At 53.9% G+C, this 23,883-nt stretch carries 26 protein-coding genes; 4 read left to right on the top strand and 22 right to left on the bottom strand.

Annotated elements, in window-relative coordinates:
- From modA to BJL95_RS16595, 3 genes are all read right to left on the bottom strand, one after another.
- On the bottom strand, positions 1 to 771 hold the full coding sequence (gene modA, locus BJL95_RS16605) for a molybdate ABC transporter substrate-binding protein (protein ID WP_071159508.1): 771 nt from the start codon (positions 769 to 771) through the stop codon (positions 1 to 3).
- A 313-nt stretch (positions 772 to 1,084) separates the two neighbouring features.
- On the bottom strand, positions 1,085 to 2,539 hold the full coding sequence (locus tag BJL95_RS16600; RefSeq protein ID WP_254786841.1) for an alginate export family protein: 1,455 nt from the start codon (positions 2,537 to 2,539) through the stop codon (positions 1,085 to 1,087).
- A 403-nt stretch (positions 2,540 to 2,942) separates the two neighbouring features.
- Positions 2,943 to 3,284 (bottom strand): cupin domain-containing protein, encoded by a 342-nt coding sequence (locus BJL95_RS16595; protein ID WP_071159890.1) that lies wholly within the window; start codon positions 3,282 to 3,284, stop codon positions 2,943 to 2,945.
- A gap of 30 nt (positions 3,285 to 3,314) precedes the next feature.
- Between BJL95_RS16595 and BJL95_RS16590 the strand changes: the two genes are divergently transcribed.
- Positions 3,315 to 3,959 carry a DoxX family protein gene (locus tag BJL95_RS16590; protein ID WP_083386115.1) on the top strand — a complete coding sequence of 215 codons (645 nt, stop codon included), beginning with the start codon at positions 3,315 to 3,317 and terminating at the stop codon, positions 3,957 to 3,959.
- Positions 3,960 to 3,963: 4 nt separating this feature from the next.
- Here the strand turns inward: BJL95_RS16590 and BJL95_RS16585 are convergent, their stop codons facing one another.
- On the bottom strand, positions 3,964 to 4,263 hold the full coding sequence (locus tag BJL95_RS16585; RefSeq protein WP_064026028.1) for a DUF2288 domain-containing protein: 300 nt from the start codon (positions 4,261 to 4,263) through the stop codon (positions 3,964 to 3,966).
- A gap of 87 nt (positions 4,264 to 4,350) precedes the next feature.
- Here BJL95_RS16585 and BJL95_RS16580 point away from each other — a divergent pair, with 87 nt between their 5' ends.
- The gene (locus BJL95_RS16580; protein ID WP_064026025.1) at positions 4,351 to 5,058 is read left to right on the top strand and encodes a hypothetical protein; all 708 of its coding nucleotides are present in this window, start codon (positions 4,351 to 4,353) and stop codon (positions 5,056 to 5,058) included.
- On the opposite strand, the gene BJL95_RS16575 is transcribed toward BJL95_RS16580, so the two are convergent.
- Positions 5,043 to 5,594: a DUF1415 domain-containing protein gene (locus BJL95_RS16575; protein ID WP_064026023.1), complete on the bottom strand. Its 552-nt coding sequence runs from the start codon at positions 5,592 to 5,594 to the stop codon at positions 5,043 to 5,045. The two genes, BJL95_RS16580 and BJL95_RS16575, sit on opposite strands and share 16 nt — an antisense overlap.
- A 48-nt stretch (positions 5,595 to 5,642) precedes the next feature.
- On the opposite strand from BJL95_RS16575, the gene BJL95_RS16570 reads away from it, so the two are divergent.
- The gene (locus BJL95_RS16570) at positions 5,643 to 6,434 is read left to right on the top strand and encodes a thermonuclease family protein (RefSeq protein WP_254786833.1); all 792 of its coding nucleotides are present in this window, start codon (positions 5,643 to 5,645) and stop codon (positions 6,432 to 6,434) included.
- Here the strand turns inward: BJL95_RS16570 and BJL95_RS16565 are convergent.
- The 14 genes from BJL95_RS16565 to queF all read right to left on the bottom strand — a co-directional run bounded on the left by BJL95_RS16565 (position 6,431) and on the right by queF (position 18,695).
- A complete protein-coding gene (locus BJL95_RS16565) occupies positions 6,431 to 6,736 on the bottom strand; it encodes a hypothetical protein (RefSeq protein WP_071159504.1) in 306 nt (101 codons plus the stop codon). The two genes, BJL95_RS16570 and BJL95_RS16565, sit on opposite strands and share 4 nt — an antisense overlap.
- Positions 6,737 to 7,169: 433 nt before the next feature.
- Positions 7,170 to 7,673: a thiol peroxidase gene (tpx, locus tag BJL95_RS16560; protein ID WP_071159502.1), complete on the bottom strand. Its 504-nt coding sequence runs from the start codon at positions 7,671 to 7,673 to the stop codon at positions 7,170 to 7,172.
- Positions 7,674 to 7,739: 66 nt separating this feature from the next.
- Entirely contained in the window at positions 7,740 to 9,131 is a 1,392-nt protein-coding gene (gene der / locus BJL95_RS16555; RefSeq protein ID WP_064026015.1) for a ribosome biogenesis GTPase Der, read from the bottom strand.
- Positions 9,132 to 9,134: 3 nt separating this feature from the next.
- Entirely contained in the window at positions 9,135 to 10,346 is a 1,212-nt protein-coding gene (bamB, locus tag BJL95_RS16550; protein ID WP_064026013.1) for an outer membrane protein assembly factor BamB, read from the bottom strand.
- A gap of 16 nt (positions 10,347 to 10,362) precedes the next feature.
- The gene (locus BJL95_RS16545; protein WP_071159500.1) at positions 10,363 to 11,019 is read right to left on the bottom strand and encodes a tetratricopeptide repeat protein; all 657 of its coding nucleotides are present in this window, start codon (positions 11,017 to 11,019) and stop codon (positions 10,363 to 10,365) included.
- A 13-nt stretch (positions 11,020 to 11,032) separates the two neighbouring features.
- Positions 11,033 to 12,340 (bottom strand): histidine--tRNA ligase, encoded by a 1,308-nt coding sequence (hisS, locus tag BJL95_RS16540; protein WP_071159498.1) that lies wholly within the window; start codon positions 12,338 to 12,340, stop codon positions 11,033 to 11,035.
- 7 nt (positions 12,341 to 12,347) lie between these two features.
- Positions 12,348 to 13,115, bottom strand: a complete 768-nt coding sequence (gene pilW, locus BJL95_RS16535) for a type IV pilus biogenesis/stability protein PilW (protein ID WP_064026007.1) — start codon at positions 13,113 to 13,115, stop codon at positions 12,348 to 12,350.
- A complete protein-coding gene (gene rlmN / locus BJL95_RS16530) occupies positions 13,105 to 14,226 on the bottom strand; it encodes a 23S rRNA (adenine(2503)-C(2))-methyltransferase RlmN (RefSeq protein WP_071159496.1) in 1,122 nt (373 codons plus the stop codon). Before rlmN ends, pilW begins: the two co-directional genes overlap by 11 nt.
- Positions 14,201 to 14,632, bottom strand: a complete 432-nt coding sequence (gene ndk / locus BJL95_RS16525) for a nucleoside-diphosphate kinase (RefSeq protein WP_064026003.1) — start codon at positions 14,630 to 14,632, stop codon at positions 14,201 to 14,203. Before ndk ends, rlmN begins: the two co-directional genes overlap by 26 nt.
- Before the next feature lie 153 nt (positions 14,633 to 14,785).
- Complete coding sequence (gene secD / locus BJL95_RS16520; protein WP_071159494.1) at positions 14,786 to 16,633, bottom strand: protein translocase subunit SecD; 1,848 nt, start codon at positions 16,631 to 16,633, stop codon at positions 14,786 to 14,788.
- Positions 16,634 to 16,708: 75 nt separating this feature from the next.
- The gene (gene yajC, locus BJL95_RS16515) at positions 16,709 to 17,050 is read right to left on the bottom strand and encodes a preprotein translocase subunit YajC (RefSeq protein ID WP_064025993.1); all 342 of its coding nucleotides are present in this window, start codon (positions 17,048 to 17,050) and stop codon (positions 16,709 to 16,711) included.
- Between the two features lie 96 nt (positions 17,051 to 17,146).
- Entirely contained in the window at positions 17,147 to 18,007 is an 861-nt protein-coding gene (asd, locus tag BJL95_RS16510; protein ID WP_071159491.1) for an archaetidylserine decarboxylase, read from the bottom strand.
- A gap of 3 nt (positions 18,008 to 18,010) precedes the next feature.
- A complete protein-coding gene (locus BJL95_RS16505; RefSeq protein WP_064026042.1) occupies positions 18,011 to 18,289 on the bottom strand; it encodes an EscU/YscU/HrcU family type III secretion system export apparatus switch protein in 279 nt (92 codons plus the stop codon).
- 16 nt (positions 18,290 to 18,305) lie between these two features.
- Entirely contained in the window at positions 18,306 to 18,695 is a 390-nt protein-coding gene (queF, locus tag BJL95_RS16500) for a preQ(1) synthase (protein WP_064025988.1), read from the bottom strand.
- A 654-nt stretch (positions 18,696 to 19,349) separates the two neighbouring features.
- Between queF and BJL95_RS16490 the strand changes: the two genes are divergently transcribed.
- Complete coding sequence (locus tag BJL95_RS16490; protein WP_254786832.1) at positions 19,350 to 19,925, top strand: TVP38/TMEM64 family protein; 576 nt, start codon at positions 19,350 to 19,352, stop codon at positions 19,923 to 19,925.
- Positions 19,926 to 20,198: 273 nt separating this feature from the next.
- Here the strand turns inward: BJL95_RS16490 and BJL95_RS16485 are convergent, their stop codons facing one another.
- From BJL95_RS16485 to BJL95_RS16475, 3 genes are read right to left on the bottom strand one after another with little or no spacing between them, the layout of a single operon-like run.
- Positions 20,199 to 21,743 (bottom strand): M48 family metallopeptidase, encoded by a 1,545-nt coding sequence (locus BJL95_RS16485; RefSeq protein ID WP_071159487.1) that lies wholly within the window; start codon positions 21,741 to 21,743, stop codon positions 20,199 to 20,201.
- Positions 21,727 to 22,167 (bottom strand): hypothetical protein, encoded by a 441-nt coding sequence (locus BJL95_RS16480; RefSeq protein WP_071159485.1) that lies wholly within the window; start codon positions 22,165 to 22,167, stop codon positions 21,727 to 21,729. Before BJL95_RS16480 ends, BJL95_RS16485 begins: the two co-directional genes overlap by 17 nt.
- Positions 22,164 to 23,576, bottom strand: coding sequence for a CHASE2 domain-containing protein (locus BJL95_RS16475; RefSeq protein ID WP_071159483.1), 1,413 nt, complete (start codon positions 23,574 to 23,576; stop codon positions 22,164 to 22,166). Before BJL95_RS16475 ends, BJL95_RS16480 begins: the two co-directional genes overlap by 4 nt.
- Between the last annotated feature and the right edge of the window lie 307 nt (positions 23,577 to 23,883).

Raw genomic sequence — 23,883 nt, 5'->3', positions numbered from 1 at the left:
TTAGGGTTGGCTGGGCAGGCTGTAGCCGTATTTCAAAATGATGGTCGAGGCCGCTGGCCCTTTTAGGAATTCCAGCAATGCTTGCGCGGCGGGATTCTCGTCTCCCTTGTTAAGCAGGATTGCATCTTGCCGGATAGGGTTGTAGCTATCGCTGGGCACGATCCAGCCCGAGCCGCTGCCGATCTTGCCGTTATCGATGACTTGAGACAAGGCGACGAAGCCCAGTTCGGCATTGCCGGTACTGACGAATTGATGGGTTTGCGAGATATTTTCGCCTTGAACGATTAGCGGCTGCAATTTCTCCCGCAAGCCGAGTTTTTTCAAAACGTCAATCGCTGCGGCACCGTACGGTGCCAGTTTGGGATCGGCCAGCGCTAGATGTTTGAAACCGCCCTTGGCGAGGATTTCGCCTTGCTCGTCGACCAAGCCCGGCGTTGCCGACCACAACACCAGCTTGCCCAATGCATAAGTAAAACGAGTGTCGGCGACCGCCAACTCGGCGTTGACCAATTTGACCGCGCTTTCCTGATCGGCGGCCAAGAAGACTTCGAACGGCGCGCCGTTTTCGATCTGCGACACGAATTTGCCCGAGGAGCCGAACGACAGCTTGGCCTCGTGACCGGTGGCCTTCTGGAATTCGGCGGCGATTTGTTCCATTGGTTTGGTGAAGTTGGCGGCGACCGCGACCAGCGTGGTTGCAGCCCAGGCCGACGACGCGGGCAATAGCGAGGCCGCCAGAACGATGGCGCGAAGGGTAAGGCGATGTATCATAGGGTTCTCCTAAAGGTTTAAAACAGCAGGTTCAAAATTCAAACTGACGCAAATGGGTGCCGGCACGAATCGGCAAGGCGAAAGCCTCGCCGATCAGGGATAGGGTTTCGGTCATCAACGTGCTTGGTACAAAGTCGAGCCTACCGATCATTAATGGCTACCGGAGTTCGTGACTGCCGAATCATTTCATGCCGAGCAATTTCGGGTCTGCCGCCACCGCCACCCGAATCAGGAATCCGTTACCGGTCATCTTACTAACTGGCCTTCTAAAAACCCTTGACCTATCGGATCAGTCGCGACGTGAGGTGGCGCGTTAAAACCGAAACAAACTTTGCACATAGAAGTAATCGATGTCCTGAGGTGCGGGTGCGTTGGTCGCCGTTTTGGCAAACGTTCCTTTAAATAAGTGGGTCCAGCCGGTTTCGAAATTCAGACTGCTGTTAAAGTCCCAGCGCGCGGTCAATTCGAGTTGCTGGCCGATGAAATTTTTGGTCTTCCCGGTTCTGTCGCGCAGCATGGTGGTCGCGGTGCCGGAAGTTGTCCAGCCGTCCTTGTCCTCGGCCAGCCAGAAAAAACGGTGGCTCAGGCCGAGCTGGACTGCCGACGTCGGTGCAAGATTGATGCGGTAGCCCGGCGAGTTGATATTGCTGCGAGCGAAGGCGCCATAGATGCCGGTCGCGCCGAAGTCTCCCCGTCTGACGCCGTATAAGGTATCGAAGCGTTGATCTTTGTTGTCGTTGGGGTCGTGGTCGCCGCTGGCGTAATCGTATTCCAAACCCAGTCGCGGAGACCAAGGGATTCCCAGGGTATAGCCGACATCCAGATGTTGGAACCAGGCGGAGTGTTCCTGATCGAGGCTGGCGGAGGCGGCGGTCGATGCGCGAACCGTCCCGAATTGGCCGATGGTTTCGGTTTGGAAGTCGAATTTGTCCTTGCCGGGTTTTCGGTAAAAACGCATGCCCGGCGTAAAATAACGGCGATTGCGAGTTTGATTGCGAATGCTGTCGCCCTCGTCGAGGTTGTACAGGTATACCTCGCTGTTGACGCCCCAGCCGATGTCGAAAACCTCTAAAAAGCCGCCGGAAAACCAAGTATGGGTGTCTTCCTCATCGAATTCGTGGGTCTCGTCGAGGATATCGACGGCAGTGTTCGGGTAGCGAAGCACCGGCATCGTCACAAAACTGGTGAATTGCCATTTGTCGTAATCCAGAACCCGCAGTTTTACCCCGGTGAAGGTGTTCATGGTGTTGCGCATCGCGTTACGGGCGACCAGGCGGCGGCTCCCCAAATTCAGGGTTTGCCGGCCGGCGACCACTTCGGTGCCTAAGCCACTGTAAAATACGTTTTGGTCCGCCCAGGCGATATAACCTTGTAGAAAATCCGCGGTGTCGGCGTGAGTGTTGTTAACGCCGGAGCCGCTGTCGGCGCCTAAGGCCCGCGAATCCACGAATTCGGTCGCGAAACGGAATTGACCGAGGTGCGCTTGCAACCACAAGTCGGTTTGCAATGGAATTTGTTGGTCGCCTCCCTTGGCGTTTGCTGTGAAGCGTCCATCCAGGCTTTCGTAGCGGGTGCGCTGTTCAATCGATATGTCCAACCATTTGGGTAACTGCAACGCATCGTGCAGATTCCAGACCGGCTTTTCGAATTTACCGCCGCCCAACAACGCATCGTCCATTTGACTGGAGAAGGCTGTGACGGCGGGTTTGGTGTAGGTTTTTGCTTCGGCGCAGTCTGCCGGATTTGCGTTAACTCCAGCCAGCGCCATCGCAATCAGGTAGCGGCCGGAAGTGGGGGTGGAGAATGGGCAATTAATCATCACGGTATCCCTGGTTAGTTTGTCGGACGACGGCTCCTTCCGGCGGTCCGGTTTCGGAGTCTCGTGGTTAGCCGGCAAAGACTGGGCTCAAAGTATATCAGCCGTTATGTATCATTGATAATAACGTAGAGCAAATACACTATTGCCGGTCAGTTAATTTTAGTCGAGGCTGCGCAAATGGCTGACTAGGGCGCGTTGCTAGGATTTTCAGGCGTTGGAACCGTATTCCGGGCGTAGCGGCGACCTCGATTGGGAGCGTCGTTTCCAAAACGTCGCCGGAACTGACGAGGCGGAGTAAGATGGCTGGCGCCTGTCGAGAAGTTCGGAAAGGTTGCGTGACCGAGAGCTGGATTTAGACGCTAGTCGATTTGGATTCTAGATGAATGGCCAGCCAGACGGTTTCTGTGTCGGGATCGGTCCAATCGACCCGATGCCGGCAATGCGCCGGAAGCAGCAAATAGTCGCCGGCCCGCATCTCCAATACCGCCCGGTCCGCGAACGCGAGTCTGGCCCTACCTTGCAGAACGATGACCCATTCGTCCTCGGCTTGATCGTACCAATCGTCTGGAGCGCTGGCATGGCCCCGCGAGACGATGCGCTCGATGCGGGCGGTAGGCGCGGCATGCAAGGTTTGGCATAATTCGGCCGGCAATCGGCTGGGAATGTCGGCGAAGATCGAAGAACAGCCAGTCATGATAAAAACGAACATTTCGAGGGGGAGAGCATGAATAATACGACGTTTGCCACGTTAATGAACATCGCGGCCGAAAAGGTGCCGGTCGCGGCGCGTTGGTGCCGAAGGGCTTGCGATGCCGCTAGGTGTCTGGATTTTCTGGCGCCGCTGCTGATCCGGCTGTATTTGGCGCCGGTATTTTGGATGGCCGGAACCAAGAAATTCGCCAATTTTACCGACACCGCCGCATGGTTCGGCAATGCGGAATGGGGCTTGGGCTTGCCAGCACCGTATGTGCTGGTGTTTCTGGTGGCCTTCGTCGAGACCTTCGGCGCCTTGTTTTTAGTGTTCGGTTTTGCAACGCGGGTGATCAGCCTGCCGTTGTCGGTCATCATGGTGGTGGCGGCCGTGACCGCGCATTGGCAAAACGGTTGGCTGGCCATCGCCACCGGTAGCGGCCTATTCGCGACCGATCGCACCGTGGCGGCGATCGAACGATTGGACAAGGCCAAGGAGATTTTGCAGGCTCAGGGCGATTACGCCTATTTGACCGAATTCGGCAGTCTGGCGATGCTGAACAACGGGATCGAATTCGCGGCGACCTATTTCGTGCTATTGGTTGCGTTGTTTTTTCTGGGCGGCGGCCGTTACGTCAGCGCCGATTACTGGCTTAAACGCAAATACCTGATCGATTGAGCACTCAGCGCGCTTGTACCAGCACCCACGGTTTGACGACGACGGCCCAAACCAGGCTGTCGTCGGCATACCAGCGTCCGGCTTGCTCGTCGCTAACATGGCCGATACGGCCGCTATTCAGCCATTGCTCGACTTGGGCCTTGTTGTCTTGGGAGAATTGCCAAGCCACGTCTACTAAATCCAAATCGGCGGCGACGGCAATCGCCAGTCCGGCCGCGAAGAAACGTTGCAATTCCCGCCAGGCGATGGCGGAGGTTTCCAGATTGATTTTGGCGAATTCGGTAGGGTTGGCGGTGTCGGTCATTAACATTTTCCGGCGGCTGGGCGATGGTGTAGTATGCACGGCTATTTTAACGCAACCCGATCGGTTAACCATCAGCGAGGATTTTAGATGTCGTTATTGAGTTCCATTAAAAAACGTTCGACGTTGGATGCGGCGATCAAGCAAGTTGCCCAAGCCCGCAAAGCCGACGGCGGTAGGGCCGAGCAATTGTTCAAGGGCGCTTATCAAGGTTTCGCCAGCGTGGTATCCGACCAGCCCCTGGTGGCGGACGGCTTGTATCATTGGGGTTTTGCGTTATTGCACGAAGCCAAGACCAAGCAAGGTCAGGAGGCGGTCGAAATCTACGAGGACGCGATTTCCAAGTTTTCGTTTTGTCTGTTGATCGCGACCAATTATCTGGGGGCCGCCATCGACGGCGGCGTGGCATTTATGGAATTGGCCCGGATCAGTCCGGACGAGAGCAAACCGGGCTTGTATCAATTGGCCGAGAGTTTTTTCGAAAAAGCGTGCGACATTCAAACAGGTAGCGCAGCTTATAACTTGGCTTGCATTTTTGCGTTACGAGGCGACCAAGAGGCTTGCTTGGGGGCTTTGCGGACGGCACGCGATTACGGCAGCCTGCCTGACGAGCCCAACATACTGCAAGACGAGGACATGGCGGAAGTGATCGACCAGGCTTGGTTCAAGGATTTTCTGGAAGAAGTCCGAGCCAAGGTAGCCGAACCCAAGGAAAAGCTTAAAGACGTTCAAATCGATGTCGAGCCGAATTTTAAGTTGAAAAAGACCGAAGATTTCGACTACTACTCCAAATCCTGAAAGCAACCGGCAAGGATGTCGCGTAATTTCTCCACCCCCATTCGCCGGGTCAACGCAATATTGCGTTCCGGGATCGTTTCGGGATGGGCGTAATGGGCCAGGGCCGCCGCGATGCTGGCTTCTCGGATCAGATGCAGCATCGGGAACGGCGCGCGATTGGTGTAATTGGCGGCATCCTCGGCATCGACGCGGTCGAAGCAATAGTCGGGATGAAAGCTGGCCAGCTGGTAAATACCTTCGTAGTCCTGATCGCTCAGCAACTGTTCGGCAATCGCCAACAGGTCCAGGAAATCGTCGAAATTCTGAAAGTCCTCGTTAAAAATCAACAAGGTGGTTTCGGTTTCCGGTTCGGCGTCCAGATGCAGGCACTCGCTAATCAAGGTTTCCAACGCGAATTCCAGGCTGTTGCCGGCGACGAGCCGGTATCGGATACTGCCGCGTTGATGCTCGCGCCGGGCGAAAGGGCAGATGTCGTAGGCAATCACAAAGTGTTCCAGCCAACGGCGGGTGGCGGTAATCGCGGGGTGTTCAGTCATGGTTAGTGGTTGGTAATGACGAAGCGGTGGGTATTATGCGCGTTGGGCATGCTGCTTGTCTCCGTGGCTCAGGGCGGCGACGTTTATCGTTGGACCGATGCGCAAGGACGGCGGCATTATTCGGATCGGGGTACCGAAAGCGCCGAGGTTTTGAGTGTCGATCCCGGCATCGCGCTGGTCGAAGTCGAGAGGGTCTACGACGGCGACACTATTTTATTGGCAAACGGTGAAAAAATCCGATTTCTGGGAGTGAATACCCCGGAAGTTGCCGGTCGCAACAAGTCCGCCGAAGCGGGTGGAGAACAAGCCAAGGCTTGGCTGCGCGCCAAATTGGAGCGCCGAAAAGTGTATTTGGAAGGCGACGTCGAGAAACAGGACAAATATCAACGCCGATTGGCTTACGTGTTTACCGAGTCGCGTGAATTCGTCAATCTGGAGTTGGTTCGGGCTGGCTTGGCGATGGTCAACATATTCCCGCCGAATCTGAAATATGTCGATAGCTTGTTGGCGGCTCAGCGCGACGCCGAACGAGCCGGTTTGGGTATTTGGGGCCGGTCCGAGTACGCGGCGCAACCCTATGCCAGCTTGAACGCCGAAAATTATCACGGTTGGAAGCGGTTGACGGGCCGAATTAGCGGTATCAAACGCACCGCGAAATATAGCTATCTGCAATTTTCCGACGAGGTGGCCGTCGCGGTGGAAAATCGCTATGCGTCTTTGTTTCCGCCGCTTGCGTCCTATGTCGGCCGGCAAGTCGAGGCCAGAGGTTGGGTCCGGCGCAGCAAGGACAAATTCGCGTTGCAAGCGCGCCACGGCGGCGACATCCTGCTCGGCGACTAATCGTCCGCGAACAGCTCGCGGATCATCTGTTTTTCGTCGTCGTTGAGCAGATCGTCGGCGGACAGCAGGCGAACCCGGCGGAAAGCGTGTTCGGTGGCGACGGAGCGCAACGAGGCGCGCCTATCCATCGCACGGCGTTCGGACTGACGCCGGTCGCCCGCTCGCCGGTCGAATTTCGGCCAGAGCAGATATTGTTCCCGCATCATCGCAATCCATTCCTCGCTGTTGAAAGCGTAGGGATTGGTTCTGCGTTCTGCTTGGCGACGTACGACGCTACGGCGCGCCGAGAGCTTGCTATCCATTAATGGCGGTTTTCCGGGCTGCTCCTACCCTGCTTGCTATTTGATCCGGCCGATTAAGGAACGACCGGATGGGTAGGCAATTGGTTTCGAATGCTGCTTTTTAGCGCGATTACCATAGTAAATAGAGGTTTTTTCGCCTAAAAAAGCAACGGGCACCTTGATTTTATCTGGAAATCGACTAGCGGGCGAGACCTTCGGTCTCGGCGTTTTGAGGAGGAACGCCCCGAGTCGCTTGGCGGCGGAACTGGAAAGTTATCCAGTAAGGGCGCAAGATTATGTTCCTAGGCCATTATTTGTGGGTTGGTCGCGCGTTCGAGTTGTACTGCCTTTAAAATGCAAAATTTGGTAAATTCCGCCAAAGCACCACGATTTCGACCGTGAAAGCGGTTGAAATCGTGGTTGGTCCTTAAGAAAGCGTTGCGAATTCGGCTGATCAAGCTGTGGAGAGAGCTGCCAGCGCTGCCGCGTAATCGGGTTCGTCGGCAATTTCGGCGACCAGTTCGGCATGAATCACGGTATCGGTTTCATCGAGTACCAAGACCGCGCGTGCGGTCAGGCCGGCCAGGATGCTGTCCAGCAATTCGACGCCGTAATCTTGCGCGAAGCTGGAGCGGAATGTCGAAAGCGCACCGACATGTTTGATACCTTCGATTTCGCAGAAGCGCACCTGGGCGAACGGCAGGTCGGCCGAGATCACCAAGACTTCGGTATTGTGCAGATGGGCCGCCTTCTCGTTGAACTTACGGGTCGAGGTGGCGCAGGTTGGGGTATCCAAACTGGGGACGATATTCAGTAATTTGCGCTTGCCGGCAAAGTTGGTCAGACCGACATCTTGCATCTTTCGGTTGGTCAGCTTGAAATCCGGGGCTTGGGAGCCGATAGCCGGCAATTCGCCGCAGGTATTGATCGGTTTGCCTTGGAAGGTGATGGTGGCCATGAAGTTCTCCGGGAATGGCTGAACACAATAGCCGGGCGTCGTACCTCGGCTCTGTTCGCGGGTTTGCTATTTGTGACGCTTGCTGAAATCGATCAGCCGCTTGCGTTTCTTGACTTGGCGGTCGCTCAGCTGGTTTTTCTGGCCGTGGAACGGATTCTCCGGCGATTTGAACACCAGCCTGACCGGTGTGCCGGCCAAGCGCAATTGCTCGCGGAAATAGTTCATCAGATAGCGCTTGTAGGCGCCGGGCAGCACGTCGGTTTGCACGCCGTGAATCACGACGACAGGCGGATTGCGTCCGCCTTGGTGTGCGTATTTGAGCTTGATGCGTCGGCCGCCGACCAGCGGCGGTTGGTGGGCTGCAACCGCGTCGCTTAGAATGCGAGTTAACAGCGGCGTGGACATGTCCACCATCGCCGAGTCGTACAAGGTATGTACCACGTCGAACAGTTTGCCGACGCCGCTGCCGTGTAGCGCTGAAATCGGATGTTTTTCGGCGAAATCGAGGAAGGACAATTTCATCTCGATCTGCTTCTTGACGAAGTCCTTGTGTTCGGCGTTCAGGCCGTCCCATTTGTTCAAGCCGATAATCAGTGCCCGGCCGGCTTCCAATACCAAGCCCAAAATGTGGGCGTCCTGATCGGTGATGCCTTCGCGGGCGTCGATCAGATAAATCACCACGTGGGCTTTTTCGATGGCTTGCAGCGACTTGATGATGCTGAACTTCTCGACGGTCAGCGATACCCGCGAGCGGCGACGCATGCCGGCGGTATCGATCAGCGTGAATTTTTTGCCGTCGCGTTCGAACGGAATGTAAATGCTGTCGCGGGTGGTGCCGGCTTCGTCGAACACCACGACCCGTTCCTCGCCGAGCAGGCGATTGACCAGCGTGGACTTGCCGACGTTGGGCCGACCGACGACCGCAATGGCAATGCCGGGATCGACTTCCTGAAACTCATCGGCCTGAGGCGGGAGCAAAGTATCGATTTGGCCCAGCAATTCGTGAACGTTGCGGCCGTGGGCGGCGGCGATCGCCACCGGTTCGCCCAGACCCAAGCCGTAGAAATCGTTGGCGACGGTGTTGCTGTCGATGCCGTCGATTTTGTTGACGACCAGCACCACCGGTTTGCCCAACTTGCGCAGCATGTCGGCGATGGCTTCGTCCGACGCGTTGACGCCGTCGCGGGCGTCCACTAAAAAGAACACCACGTCGGCTTCTTGCAGCGCGATTTCGACCTGCTTCTTGGCGAACACGTCAATGCCGTCGCGCTCGTCGGTAATACCGCCGGTATCGACGACCAGGCAGTCGCGCTCGCCGCGCTTGACTCGGCCGTACTGGCGGTCGCGGGTCAGGCCGGGATAGTCGGCGACCAGCGCTTCGCGGCTGCGGGTCAGATAATTGAACAGCGTGGATTTGCCGACATTGGGGCGGCCGACCAGGGCGATGACGGGTAGCATGATTTAGTGGACTCTCAACGCGGCCAAGGTGCCGTCTTTAGCGTAAACGTAAACGGTATCGTCCACGACGACCGGCTTGGCCTCTATCGCGGCCTTGCCGACCTGAATGCGGCCCAGCTGGCGGCCGTCGGTAATCGACAGCCAGTGCACATAGCCCTCGTAATCGCCGACCACCACATAGTTTTGGTAGGCAACCGCGGCGGTCAATTGCCGATTGTGCAAATCCTTTTGTTTCCACAGCGACGCGCCGCTGCGTTGATCCAACTGCCAGACCTCGCTTTTGGTATCGCTGACGTAGAGATAACGGTAATCCAGACTCAAGCCGCTATACGACGACACGGCTTCGTTGCGCCACAGCACATCGCCGTCGACTTCCGACACCGACGAGGTGCCGCCTTGAAAGCTGGCGATATAAATCGCCCCGCGGGCGGCGACCGGATCGACGTCCAGATCGACCAAGCGTTCGACTTCGGAACGTCCGCTCGGAATCGCGATCGTCGCTTCCCACAAGGCCTTGCCGTCTTTTAACTGCAATGCCTGCAATTTACCGTTGGCCGAGCCGATGACGACGCTGTCGTCGATGACGATAGGGGCGCCGGTACCGCGTATGCTCAGGGCCGGCACGCTGTGCTCGAACGACCACAACACGCCGCCGCCGTTTTCCTGCAAGCCGAGGACCTTGCCGTCGGTGGTGCGGACCAGGACGATGCCGTGGCTGACCACCGGCGTCGCCAGTACTTCGCTGGGAACGTCGGTTCTCCAACGTTGCTCGCCGGTGCCCTTGTCGAAGGCTACCACTTCGCCGGTGCTAGTGCCCATGATGACGCTGTGCGGCCCCAGACCGGGGCCGGCCGAAAAGCTGTACTCGCTATTGTTTTCCCAGGTCAAACTGCCGTTGCCGGCGCCGCGCGCTTGCAAATGGCCCTTGTGGTCGCCGACGTAGACGCTGCCCTCCGCGGCGGCCGGGATCAGTTTCAGATATTTTTCGTCGGCGCCGCTACCGATCGATTCCTTCCAGACGATTTCGGGCTGGACTTCCATCGTATATTCTTGCAACGTCGCCGGCGGGTCGGCGTTATCGTCGTCGCCGGTAATGTATTCGGTGATGCCGGAGATGAAGTCGCGGCCGGCATCCAGACCGGCGCAACCGCCGAGTAACGGCAGGCAGGCGATCAGAGCGGCCAGCGGGTGAAGTCGATAAATCCTGGTCGGCATGTGCATTGAATGAGGGTTAGTTGGCGGCTGGCGGCGCTAACGGCGTTTCGGTGCTCAGATCGTCCAGCTTGAATTGAGTCAGCGGCGTGGCTTGCCCGGTGCGGATCGCGCTTTGATAAGCGTTGCGGGCCTCGTCCGGCCGCTCCAGGGCGACGTAAAAGTCGCCTTGCAGTTCGTCGTAGGCGGCGGCGAAGCCTTCCGATTTGGCGGGATCCACCGACGCGATCAGTTGCAGGCCTTGTTCGAACTCGCGGCTCGCCAACAACAATTGCAGCAAACGCAGACGAGCGACGTGGCGCAGTTCGTCGCTGGCGGTGGTTTCGACGGTTTTTTTCAACAGGGTTTTCGCGCCTTCCAGATCGCCTTGTTCGACCTTGGATTTCGCCAATTCCAGGCCGGCGAACTCGGCGTAAGCGGTTGACGGAAACTCGCTAGGCAGGCGCTCGGCCAGTTTTTCGGTCGATTCGCGGTTGCCGGAATTCGCGCTTTCCAGCATCTGCTGAAACATCAGGGAAGCTTGGCTGTTTTTATCGGTTTGATGGTTTTGCCACAGATTCCAACCGGTCACCAGGACCAGCGCGGTGACGACGCCGGCAATCACGGCGGTTTGATTGGCTTCCCACCATTTTTTCAACTGTTCCAGTTGTTCTTCTTCGGTATCGTAAATTGCCACGGTAATTCTCTACTTAGTTTGCGGTTGTGTGAAATCGTTGCTGTTGCCAGGCGCGCAAGGTTTCGATGAGCGCCTGATGATCCAGCGTGGTTTGTTCCTGTTCAAGGCGCAACGGCTTTAGCGCCGCGACCTGGTTTTGGGCTTCGTCGTCGCCGATGATAATCGCGTATTCGGCGCCGGATTTGTCGGCCTTTTTGAATTGGCTCTTGAAGCTGCCGCCGCCGCAATTGACCTGGATTTTTAAGCCGGGCAGGGCATCTCTCAGCTGCTCCGCCAATCGCATGCCGACGGTTTCGGCCTGTTCGCCGACCCGGATCAGATAAACGTCGACGCCGGCCGGAATGTCGACGTGTTCCAATTGTTCGATCAGCGCCAGAATACGTTCCATGCCCATCGCGAAGCCGATCGCATGGTTGGCCTTGCCGCCGAGTTGCTCGATCAGGCCGTCGTAACGGCCGCCGGCGCAAATCGTGCCTTGCGAACCTAGGCGTTCGGTGACCCATTCGAACACGGTTTTGCCGTAGTAATCCAGGCCGCGTACCAGACGGGTGTTGATCGCGTACTTCAGCCCCAAGACGTCCAACGTGCCTTTCAGACGGTCGAAATGCGCCAGGCTGTCTGTGCCCAGATGATCGAGCAGAACCGGCGCGCCGCGCAGCATCGCCTGCATGTCGGGGTTTTTGCTGTCCAGAATACGCAGCGGATTGGTATCCAGGCGGCGGCGACTGTCTTCGTCCAAGTAATCCAGGTGTTGATTGAAGTATTCGACCAGCGTGCCGCGGTAGGCCAGCCGTTCTTCGGCGGTACCCAGCGAGTTGATTTGCAGTTCGACCATGTCGCGGATACCGAGGCGTTTCCAAAGCCGATCGGTTAACAAAATCATTTCCGCATCGATGTCGGGGCCAGCCATGCCGTAGGTTTCGACGCCCAACTGGTAAAACTGGCGGTAACGGCCTTTTTGCGGACGTTCATGGCGGAACATCGGTCCGTAATACCAGAGCCGATGGCTTTGATTGTGCAACAAACCGTGTTCCAGACAGGCGCGCAGACAGCCGGCGGTGCCTTCCGGACGCAAGGTCAGCGAGTCGCCGTTGCGGTCGTCGAAGGTGTACATTTCCTTCTCGACAATATCGGTGACTTCGCCGATCGAACGTTTGAACAGCTCGGTTTTTTCGACGATGGGCAGCCGAATTTCCTGATAACCGTAGGCGCCGAGCACGTCGCGGGCATGACCTTCCAGCCATTGCCAGTGCGGCGATTGCTCGGGAAGAATATCGTGCATGCCTCGGATGGCCTGTATGGCCTGCTGTTGTTTTGCCATGTTGGGTTTACTTGCTAATCGCGGATTTAACGAGTTGAGCTTCCTTCGAAGCCGGGAAAGCGGATAGGAGTTTGTCGCGGTACTCTTCGGCCAGTTTGCCGTTGCCCAGTGAGCGTTCGGTTTGAAAAGCCAGCCACAGGGTTTCCGGGGTGTGATTGGCGACGGCCAGATAGCGTTCCAGGAAGCCGCGCGCCGACAGATATTGGCGGTTCTGATAACTGATTTTCTGCATCTCCAGCAAGGCCGGAGCGTATTCGCTTTGGGCTTGCAAGGCTTGGCGGAAATAGCCTTCGGCCTGCTGCGCGTCGTTTTGCTTGAGCGCGCAAGCGCCGAGATTGGTCAGTGCGAACCACGGCCGGGTGTTCATTGCCGAGTCCAGCGCTTGCTTCAATAGTTCCACGCCTTGGTCGACCCGGTCGCGTTCGCATTGAAAGCGGCCGTAATTGTTCAAGGTGCTGAAATTGGCGGGGTCGCGGCTTAAGGCGCTACGGTAGCTGTCGTCGGCGGCGTCGTAGTCCTTGACCCGCTCGTAAAACACCGCCAATGTGTTATGGATTTCGGCATTGCCGGAGTCCAGGCTGAGCGCGGTTTGCAATTTTTCGCGGGCGGCATCCAACATGCCCATGTCCAGATAGCGAGCGCCCATTTGCAGATTGAGCGTGGCCTTTTCGGCATTGCTCATCGACGGCTTGATGTCGGGCAGCAAGCCGCACCCGCCGGTCAGAAGACCGGCGATGCCGCAGATAGCCCAGTATCGTATCGGTTTACGCGACATTGCCGCTGCCGTGCGCCTGCGTCGCTTGGAGTTTTAGATGGCGGCGGCTTTTATCCTGGACTTGGCCGACCAGTTGGCCGCAGGCGGCGTCGATATCTTCGCCGCGCGTTTTGCGTATCGTGGTGACTAGTCCCGCGTCCTGCAGAATGTCGCGAAAGCGCAGGATATTGGCGCTGCTGGAGCAACGATACGACGACTGCGGGAACGGATTGAACGGAATCAGGTTGAGCTTGGACGGGACGTTCTTCAACAGTTTGACCAGGGCGCGCGCGTGTTCGGCGCCGTCGTTGATGCCGTCCAGCATCACGTATTCGAAGGTAATGTGCTTGCGCGGACCGGTCTTGGCGTAGTCGCGGCAAGCGTCCATCAGTTCGGCGAGCGGGTATTTGACGTTGATCGGCACCAATTGGTCGCGCAGTTCGTCGTACGGCGCGTGCAACGATACCGCCATGCTGACGTCGCAGACGTCGCCCAGTCTTTTCATCGCCGGCACGACGCCGGAGGTGCTGACGGTGACCCGGCGTTTCGACAAGCCGTAGGCGAAGTCGTCCATCATCAGATTCATCGCCGCGACGACATTATCGAAGTTCAACAGCGGTTCGCCCATGCCCATCATCACGACATTGGTGATGCGGCGCTCGGGCCCGAGGCGTTGTTGGGCCAGATAAAGCTGGCCGACGATCTCGGCGGTACTTAAATTGCGGTTGAAGCCTTGCTGGGCGGTCGAGCAGAAACTGCAGGCCAGCGCGCAGCCGACTTGCGACGACACGCACAAGGTCGCGCGCCGATCTTCCGGAATATAGACCGTCTCGACCCGATTGCCGCAGCGCATTTGCATCGCCCATTTGCAGGTGCCGTCGCTTGCCAATTGTTCCGTGACAATGTCCGGCGCCCTGACTTCGCAATGTTCCCGCAAGTACTGGCGCAACGATTTGCTCAGGTTGGTCATTTGCTCGAAATCGGCAACGCCTTCCTGATAAATCCACTTCAGTAATTGGGTGGCGCGAAACGGCTTTTCGCCGAGTTCGACAAAAAAGGCTTGCAGACCTTTTCTGTCGAAATCCAGCAAATTGACCAATGCCGGTTTAGCGGATGCGGTCGCAGAGTTCATTCGCGCTGAAGAAGTAAGCGATTTCTCTGGCGGCCGATTCCGGAGCGTCGGAGCCATGGACGGCGTTTTCGTCGATGCTGACCGCGAAATCGGCGCGGATCGTGCCCGGCGCGGCTTCTTTAGGGTTGGTCGCGCCCATCAGTTCGCGATTTTTCAGAACGGCGTTTTCACCTTCCAACACTTGTACGACGACCGGACCGGAAGTCATGAAGCTGACCAAGTCTTTAAAAAAGCCGCGTTCCTTGTGTTCCGCGTAAAAGCCTTCGGCTTGGTCTTGGGTCAATTGCAGCATTTTCGATGCAACGACGCGTAGTCCGTTTTTTTCGAAGCGGCTGACGATTTCTCCAATCACGTTTTTTGCGACGGCGTCGGGCTTGATGATGGAGAAAGTACGTTCGATGGCCATTGATTTAACTCCCGTAGGTTTATGATTAAAAAATAGAATAGGGCATTATAACCCGTTCGCCGGGGTGAAGAGAAACCCGGCCAAGCATATGGAGCGCCTGTGCCGGAGTAGCCCAGCGTATCGGCCGGGCTTCCGGACAGCGGCGCGGGCGGATTAGATCGACAGCCTGCTGGGGTCGCTGTTGCTGCCGTAGAACCAATTGACCAGCATCCGGGTGCTGGTGACCGCGGTAAACACCGAAGTGGCGATCCCGATTACCAGAACCAGCGCGAAGCCCTTGACAGGGCCGGTACCGAAACCGAACAGCAGGATCGCGACGATGAAGTGGGTCACGTTGGAGTCCAAAATCGTCGCGAAGGCTTTTTCGTAGCCCATGTAAATGCTGGTTTGCAAGCTGTTGCCGTGACGCAGTTCCTCGCGGATCCGTTCGTTGATCAAAACGTTGGCGTCCACCGCCATGCCCACCGTCAACACGATACCGGCCATGCCCGGCAGAGTCAGCGTCGCTTGTAGCACCGACATAATCGAAATCAGCAGTACCACGTTGAACAGCAGCGCAAAGTTGGCGATTAGGCCGAAGGCTCGGTAGTAAATCACCATGAAGACCACGACCAGCAAGAAGCCGGCGACGATGGAGTTCATGCCCTGGTCGATGTTTTCCTGACCCAGGCTGGGACCGACCGTGCGTTCCTCGACGATTTCGACCGGCGCGGCCAGGGCGCCGGCGCGCAGCAACAAGGCCAAGGTACGGGCTTCCTCGGGGCTGTCCAGGCCGGTGGTTTGGAAGCGTTTGCTGAAACTGTCGCGAATGGTCGCGACGCTGATGACTTTTTCGACTTTTTCCTTGTGTTGAACTTTCTCGCCGTTGACGACGCGGGTCTCGGATTTGTATTCGATGAAGACGACCGCCATCGGCTTGCCGATATTTTCCTGGGTCAATTTGCCCATTTTTTTGGCGCCGGCGCCGTCCAAGGTGATGAAGACCGCCGATTGGCCGTCCTGGTCCATGCCGGACGACGCGTCGGTAATTTGGTCGCCGGTGACGATGACCGAGCGTTTCAACAAAATCGGATTGCCGTTTTTGTCTTTGTAAAGGCGCGCGCCGGCCGGTTCGTGTCCGGACAGGGCCGATTGCACGTCGTGTTCGACGTCGACCAAGCGGTATTCCAGCGTCGCGGTGGTGCCGAGCAGTTCCTTGGCGCGAGTCGTGTCCTGTACGCCGGGCAGTTGGACGACGATACGGCTGTCGCCTTGCTGCTGGATAATCGGTTCGGCCACGCCCAGCTCGTTGACCCGGTTACGCAACGTCGTGATGTTTTGGCCCAGCGCCGATTTTTTAATGTCGCGCAATTCGCGCTCGGTGATCGACAACGTGAATTCGTTGGGGCCGGTTTCCTTCAGGTCCAGATTGCGGAAATCCTTGTTCAATACCGCCGCCGCCGCGACCCTGGCCTCTTCGTTCGGCAACACCACCTTGATGCCGTTCGCTTCCTTGCTGACCGACTGATAACGGACCTTGGCGTCGCGGAAGGCGGTGCGGATGTCGTTGTTATAGCGTTCTTCGGTTTGCTTCAACGCGGAGTCCATGTCGACTTCCAGCAGGAAATGCACGCCGCCCCGCAAGTCCAGACCCAGATGCATCGGCTCCGCGCCGATCATGCGCAACCAATCCGGCGTGGCCGGCGCCAGATTGAGCGCGACCGTGGCTTGCTCGGCCAGCTTGTCGCGCAACAGGTCGGCGACTTTCATTTGTTCGTCGGTATTGTTGAAACGGGCCAGCACCTTGCCGTCGGTAAATTCGAAGGCCTTGGTCGTGAAACCGGCGTCGCGGATGCTGGCGGCGACATCGTCCGCTTGGCGTTGTTGCAACGGCGTGGCGGAGGACGAAGCCACTTGCACCGCCGGATCGTTGCCGTACAGATTCGGCAATGAGTAGAGCGTGCCGATCACCAAAAGGGTCAGAACCATCAGGTTCTTCCAGACTGGAAAATGATTTTGCATAGGTTTCCGTTAATAGCTGCGCGAGCTAGGCCGCCGGAGGGGCGAGCGGATTGAGGGCGGCGTTGTGAGCAGTCGTTAGGCTTTTTTGTTCAGGGTTTTGTACGTGCCTTTTGGCATCATTGTCGCGACGGCGTGGCGTTGGACTTGGATGAAGGTGTTGTCCGAGACTTCCAATTTGACGAAGTTGTCGTCCAGATCGACGACTTTACCCAGTATCCCGCCGCTGGTGACCACTTCCGAACCCTTGCCAAGCGCGGCCAGCATTTGTTTTTGCTCCTTGTTGCGCTTGGATTGCGGGCGAATGAACAGGAAGTAGAAAAAGATCAGGATGCCAAGCGGAAACAGCATGCCTTCGATGCCGGGTTGTTGGGCGGCGGGTGCGGTTTGCGCAATCGCGTCTGAAATCAAGAAACTCATTGTTGTCCTCTAATTGTTATCGTTTTGTTAGCGGTCCGGCCGGGCGGACAGGCGCGCATTATGCCATAGCCCGCCGCCGATCGCATTTTAAGGGTGTTAAACCAGATGCCTACCGATGCTTTCGCCCAGCCGGACCGGCCGGCCGGCGGTCAGATCGGCATGCCAGGCGACTTGCTCGGGGCCGAACAGGACGATGATCGTCGAACCCATGTTGAAGCGGCCCATCTCGGCGCCTTTAACTAGCGTCGGTGCGTCGGCGCCGTATTGCCAAACCCGCGCTTGGCTGACGGTCGGTGGCGTGACGACGCCGTGCCAGACCGTTTCGACGCTGGACACGAAGATGGCGCCGACCAAAATCAAGGCCATCGGTCCGGCTTCGGTGTCGAAAATGCACACCACCCGTTCGTTGCGGGCGAACAGATTCGGTACCGCGCCGACCGTGGTGTTATTGACGCTGAACAGCCGGCCGGGTACGTGGATCATCTCCTTCAGCGTGCCGGCCAACGGCATGTGCAGGCGGTGGTAATCCTTGGGCGACAAATAAATCGTGGCAAACCGACCGTCACTGAAAGCAGCTGCGCGCTCCGCGTCTCCTCCCAGTAACTCCAGCACGCTGTAGTCGTGGCCTTTGGCTTGGAAAATCCGCCCGGCCTCGATCGTGCCGGCTTGACTGACTTCGCCGTCCGCCGGGCAAGCCAGCTCGTTGCGGCCCGACGCAAAAGTGCGGGCGCCGTCTTGCAATTCGCGGGTGAAGAATTCGTTGAAACTGGCGTAACTGTCCGGGTCGGGATATTTGGCTTCCGCCATGTTCACGCCGTACAGGCGGACGATGGTCTTGATGAACAGGTTTTTCCAGATCGGGTTTCGGCAATGGGTCAGCTTGGCCATCAGATTCGACAGCGCGTGATGGGGCAAGCCGTATTGCGGCAGGACGGTCAACAATTCTTTTAAATTCATGGATTACAGGTCGGGCGTTTTGCCGGCGATCAGATAGGCGAAGGCGATGACTTCGGCGACGGCGACGTAGAGTTGTTCGGGTATCTCGTCGCCGAGCGGCACCTGGGCCAGAATGCGTGCCAGTTCGGGTTGATTTTGTAGCGGAATGTCGTGTTTTTCGGCAATCGCCAGAATTTGTTGAGCGGTAAAACCTTCGCCCTTGGCGGTGACCTTGGGCGCGTTCTTGCCGTCGTATTTCAGAGCGACGGCGATGTCGGCGTTGTAGAAGGTTCTACCGCTCATCATCGGACGGATCGGATCAGGGCAACTGGACCGGCGTCGGCGCTTGCCAAGCCGGGTTGCGATGTTCGACGACCACCGTCGTATAGATCCCGCCGCGCACATTGAAGTCGGCGCGCAAGCGCATGAAATTCGGTTGGGTCGCCGCGGCGATGTGGTCGAGAATTTCGTTGGTGACCGCTTCGTGGAAGGCGCCGCGCTCGCGGAAGGTCCACATATACAGTTTTAGCGATTTCAATTCGACGCACAGCCGATCCGGCACGTATTCGAGCGTCAATTTGGCGAAATCCGGCTGGCCGGTCATCGGGCACAAACAGGTGAACTCCGGAATGTCGATACGGATCGTGAAATCGCGCGCCGGTCTGGGATTTTCGAAAGTGGTCAGGTCGGAACTGGGTTGGGTACTCATGATGGACTTATTAGAATTGATCGCTCGAAATGCCGCCGAATGTCGGCGATCCGACAATTTTACCAGCTATCGGTTCGCAATGACGGCCGATTGTCGCGGGCGGGCGATCTTCGCAAGTTTCAGTTTAAATGACTAAGGTCGAACGGCGTTGTCTTATTGCGGTCATCCGGGCATGGTATCAATTCGAGGATTCCTCGCGGGCGGCTGTGCGGAAAGCGTTGGCCCTTGGGCGGATCAGCCGCCGAACGATCCCGTGAGGCTTATTGCCTGGAAAAGGCTAACTATTCGGCAGAGGCTGCAAAAGCGGCCTTATTCCAGTTTTTCCGCTTTGAAAAAAGGGGGAATAGTTGCGAAAAATGAAAGCGATAAAGTGGCGTTAGTCGGCATGGTCCGACCCGCGAGCGGGTTTCAAGAGGCTGGGTCCGATGATGTCGATTGTTTCTGGTTGGATGTGGATTCCAGGTTGCGTTGATGTCAGGACTTGCTTGGTGGCGAAAACCTGGTCGTGCCCGCATGTGTTTTCTGAGTAATACGGCTAGGGATTTATTCGAAGATGGCGGTTTTGTGATAATAAAAAAATATGCTTTGGCGTTGTTATTTATTTTGTTTTTGGCAGTTTCAATCTATTATGCCGACAATTTGACGCTGGAAACGGTGAAAACTAATAAAGTTTGGTTAAGTCGGTTTATTCAAGATCATTACTCGTTTTCGGTGGTCTTGTTTTTTCTGGCTTGTGTCGTTTTCGTCAACTCCCCGGTACCGGCCGCCGCGGCGATCAAAGTGTTGGGCGGCTATTGTTTCGGGTTTTATCTGGGAGCTATCTATAATGTCGGGGCGACTATTTTAGCCTGTTTGGTCGGGTTCGCCATTAGCCGCTATGCGTTAAAAGGGTGGTTTGAAAAAAGCTATTACGATCGAATAAAAAATATCGATACCGAGTTGGAACATAATGGCTTTTATTATTTCCTGAGTTTACGACTGGTCATGGTGGTGCCGTATTTTATCATCAATATCACCGCCGGGATTTCCAGAGTATCGTTTCGGCAATATTGTCTGAGTACGATATTGGGTGTGTTGCCGACTTCGTTGATTTACGCCAACGGCGGCGAAAAACTGGAGCGGATCGCGTCGTTTAACCAGTTGTTGGAGCCGCCGGTGATTGCGGCTATTGTATTAGTGGCGGTCGTTTCGCTGGTGCCGGTGTTGTTAAAGCTATACTGGCGGAATTAAGGAGAGTGGCGAGGGTTTTGAAACAGGGGGCAAGAGAGCGGAGAATTTTAAAGCGGCGGTGGAATCGGTTAATCCGATTTGGAAAATTGGGAAAGCGCTATTCAAGCGTGGTATGACCAACGCTATCACCTAACACAGATATAATTGTCCGAACAACGGGGCTACACTAAATTCGGTCGACTCGTACGCCATTAGCAGAAAACACAATCAATCTGCCCCAAGAAGCCATCAGATTAACGGCAATCACGATATAGTGTATTCTCATTTCAAGAATTAATTGAGTTTTTTGTGTAGTGGATCATAGCCTAACGCTTTTACGCATTCTGGATACATCAGGTTTTTTGTTGTCTCTTTAGTTAAGGTATCCGTAACAATTTGCAACCAGTCTCTATCTTGATTTCTCGAGCACTCTTGTGCAAATTGCTCGGCCAATCTAATATCTCCATTCGCTTTAGCCGCTGGAATTAGATAAGGATAAAATCGATAGGCTCTTCCAATTCTTTTAACTCCTAATTGCAATATCTCGTAAGCTAATGTCTGATATCTGGGGTCGCTTTTGATTAAATATTGCTGAGAAACTTCGATATAAGCTATCGCTGGCATGTAATTTGATTTGATTATATCGTCGTAGCTAAATTTACTGGCTTCATTTTCATTGGGTGTTTGGGTAATGGTTTTTTTAACAGCCTGCTTCTGTTTTTTCGGCTTCTTTATTTTCAGTTTTTTATTCTCGTTTGTATCGTCAGTTTTCGGCAAAGGTTTTTTATTCCACCAAGCACTATCTATGGACTGTTTAATTTCTTTTTTCATTCTTTCCGATTTATGATTTGGATAACGTTCGGCGTAATAGGTTTTGAGAACATTAATTCTCTCCTGAGGTAAATCGTAATCTACATTTTTTTCGGCAAACATTTTATGAATCTGATCAACTGTGCTGTTGATCATGGTGCTCATGAATTCGGTTAATGGTGTGCGTATATGATCGACTGGTACTTCTGAGATAGAGCTAGATGCCAATAAATTAATACTATTTTTGGCTAGTAATGCAATATTTTTTAAACGTTCGCCCTGATTCATTTGAACCTGCTGCATTTTTTCAAGAATGACGAAAAATGCATTTTGGTTGTAACCACCTTTAATTAATAAATCTAAGCCTAATTTATCCGCATCGCGCTCGTTTTCCCTCGTCCATGCGGGAGAGCTAATATCCGACCATGCTGTACTAAGGCCTTGCGTCATAAGCGTCGTTTTGTTTTTTTCATCAGGTGCCATCTTGTTTTCAATGATGACAGCAAGTGCTCCGGCCTTTTCAAACGACCAAGGCATCGATTGATAAACGCTTTTACTTTGATTGTGTTTTAACAAAATGTGCGATAGCTCATGCGCTAAAATTGCTGCCAATTGGTCGTCGTTGGATACCTCTTTTAATAACCCGGTTGTTATAAAAATTTGATTATATTGATCCGTAAAGGCATCAAAGCTATCCGATAGCTTAATAAATATTTCTATATCTTTTGGTGCATCGCATGGCCAGTTAAGTTGCAGCCTAGAGGCTATTGTTTTTATCTTTTCCACGGTTTCCTTATCCTCAATTAACTGCGTATCCTTTTCTAACCAGACTGCAACTGCGGGTTTTACAATACCTTTATATTCGACTAGCTTATCTTCGTTTAAGAAGCTGAGATTGTTAAACCCTAGAGAGTTGCCACAGTCGATTTTGTCGTTTTCAACTTTTGCTACGTGTGTTGGTGTCGATTGACAGGCGGTTAGAATCGAAGTAATAAAAAATAAAGATAAATAGCTATTTCTTTTGTACATTGCACGCTCCTCCCAAGCCCGACGACACAGGACTAGTGACATCATCTTTGGTGATTGTTATTGCGTCTTTGCATTTTATTAGCGGTTTCGAGGCAATTACGTCGCCCGCATTTACCCAAACACAATCGGCCCAGACATCGGTTTCAATGTTTATAATCGCTTCGTCTTCATTATATTTAGTAATCTTTTTACCAATTAACTCACCGCGCGGCATGGAAGATTTTAGAGATTGAGTATCAATTTTATTGTTGTTCTTGTCCTTACATGTCGTTAACGGTTCACCTTTGTCATTTAATATTTCAACTTCTTGAGCTTTAATGTCTGCTACCGTGTTATCTGTTATTATTTCTGCTTCTCCGTAGACCGCAACAGCTTGAAAGAACAGTGAAGCAGCTAATAAATTTCTTAATTTTATGTTTTTCATGGTTTTTTATTCTTCCGCAGTTTGTTAATAAAACCCAAGGTCTTTGTAGATGCTTTTCCAGCTGTTTTTTTTGTTAATTCATTGATTTCGGATACGACATTGTCAGAGATATATTTTATGTTGAATGGCATCACTGCCAAGGCAACAAAATTAGAAGGAGTGATATGAAATAAAAATACAAACGCCATCAGCAAAAGTGACATTGGCAGCGTAATCAGGACGATCGTTAATATAACAACTAGAAATTCTGGAAATCTATCCTCTAGTAGTCGCTCTCTTTTTGCTATAAAAAAAGACATTAAAGACAACGCAACAAAGTTGAATATTTGACTATCATTGACGTCAATATAATATTCATAGCCCAGGGTCAATAAATTATCGAATGCCATAGCATGAAGATATACCCCAGGCACTTTTCCGTTAATAGGGTTAGGGATGGAGTCATTATCGTAGTCCATCGCCGCACCGATAAAAACATATTTATCTCTCAATAAAATACGCATCCAACAGTCTACATCTTTTGGCGACCCATTAAACATATTAGATACAATGGTATTGGTATATGGACAAATGCTGCGCGGGGCCTGTACAGAATCTATTTTGACCACGTATTTTAACCAAGCAATAAAGTGTTCAATCAAATCATAATTGGAGCACTTCGACTGCGTTGCGTCAGTTCCATCGGGTGTTGTGAAGCTATTTAGTAGCTCGGCACTATAGTCACTCGTATCTCTTCCCCATGTTACAAGAAACGATGGTGGAATATCATTTTTTGAATTTTTTATTTTGGCGACTTCCTTACATCTCTCATTGTTTTCTGGAGCTTCGCAGTATTTCTCAAACATTGCAAAAGCAGGTGTTGAAATGTAACCATCATTTTCCGAAACTTCTTTCGTTTTGAATCGTAAAGGATATTTGTTTTTACATTTAGACCAATTTGTAATGGTGCGTTGTATTTTGTCATTACTTTCTTTACCATCAACTCTAACACCCTTATAAACAAGGTTAGTAAAGTCTTTAGATTCCTTATGCTCGTTTAGATTATTGACCTCTTTATTATCGTGCATGCAACTAACCTCGCTCGGCTCAGCGGTCACGGCTAAATAGACAGGGACCTTAGCTTGCTCAAGTGTTTCAATAAGCTTTGATGGCCCATCGGGCGATGGATGAGGGAGTTTGTAGTCAAGATCTATAAATATTGCTTTGGGCTGATGATCGAGAACGGTTTTGATTAATCTGGCTTGTCTGTTATAACTAGGCGGCCCCGATTGTCTTTTTTCGTCGATCAGTACAACTGTAATCTTGTTTTGATTATCTTCTGGGTAGAAGAAGCTCGATATGTACTTGTTGAAAAATTTTTCTGATTGATTCTGGGTTGCGGATTCCAACCCGAAAGGGTCGATTTGCATAAGCAGACATCCCAAAATCCCAGTCAGAATCGACCTTTCGATTAGAAGGGCGTTCGAACTGACAAAACCAATCAAACCGTTTATTGCATAAGATATTTGCGACTTTATCCAGTTTAAGAACACGACACATAGCTCCCGGGTTGTCGTTGGTTCGGACTTTTAAGTTCAGTTGACTGGATTCTATATCAAGCGAGTCAATCGCTCCAAATTTTAGATGTGCTGAGAAGGGCCGCCAGAATGCCGGCAACGAAACCGAAGCGCCGGAAGTTTAGAGTGGTCGTCTGGTTGGTGCGATTAACTACCCAGA

This window comes from Methylomonas sp. LWB, from assembly GCF_001856095.1.
Classification (GTDB): Bacteria; Pseudomonadota; Gammaproteobacteria; order Methylococcales; family Methylomonadaceae; genus Methylomonas; species Methylomonas koyamae_A.
The sequence above is the reverse complement of the archived record's forward strand: the minus strand, read 5'-3'. Positions and strand labels throughout refer to the sequence as shown.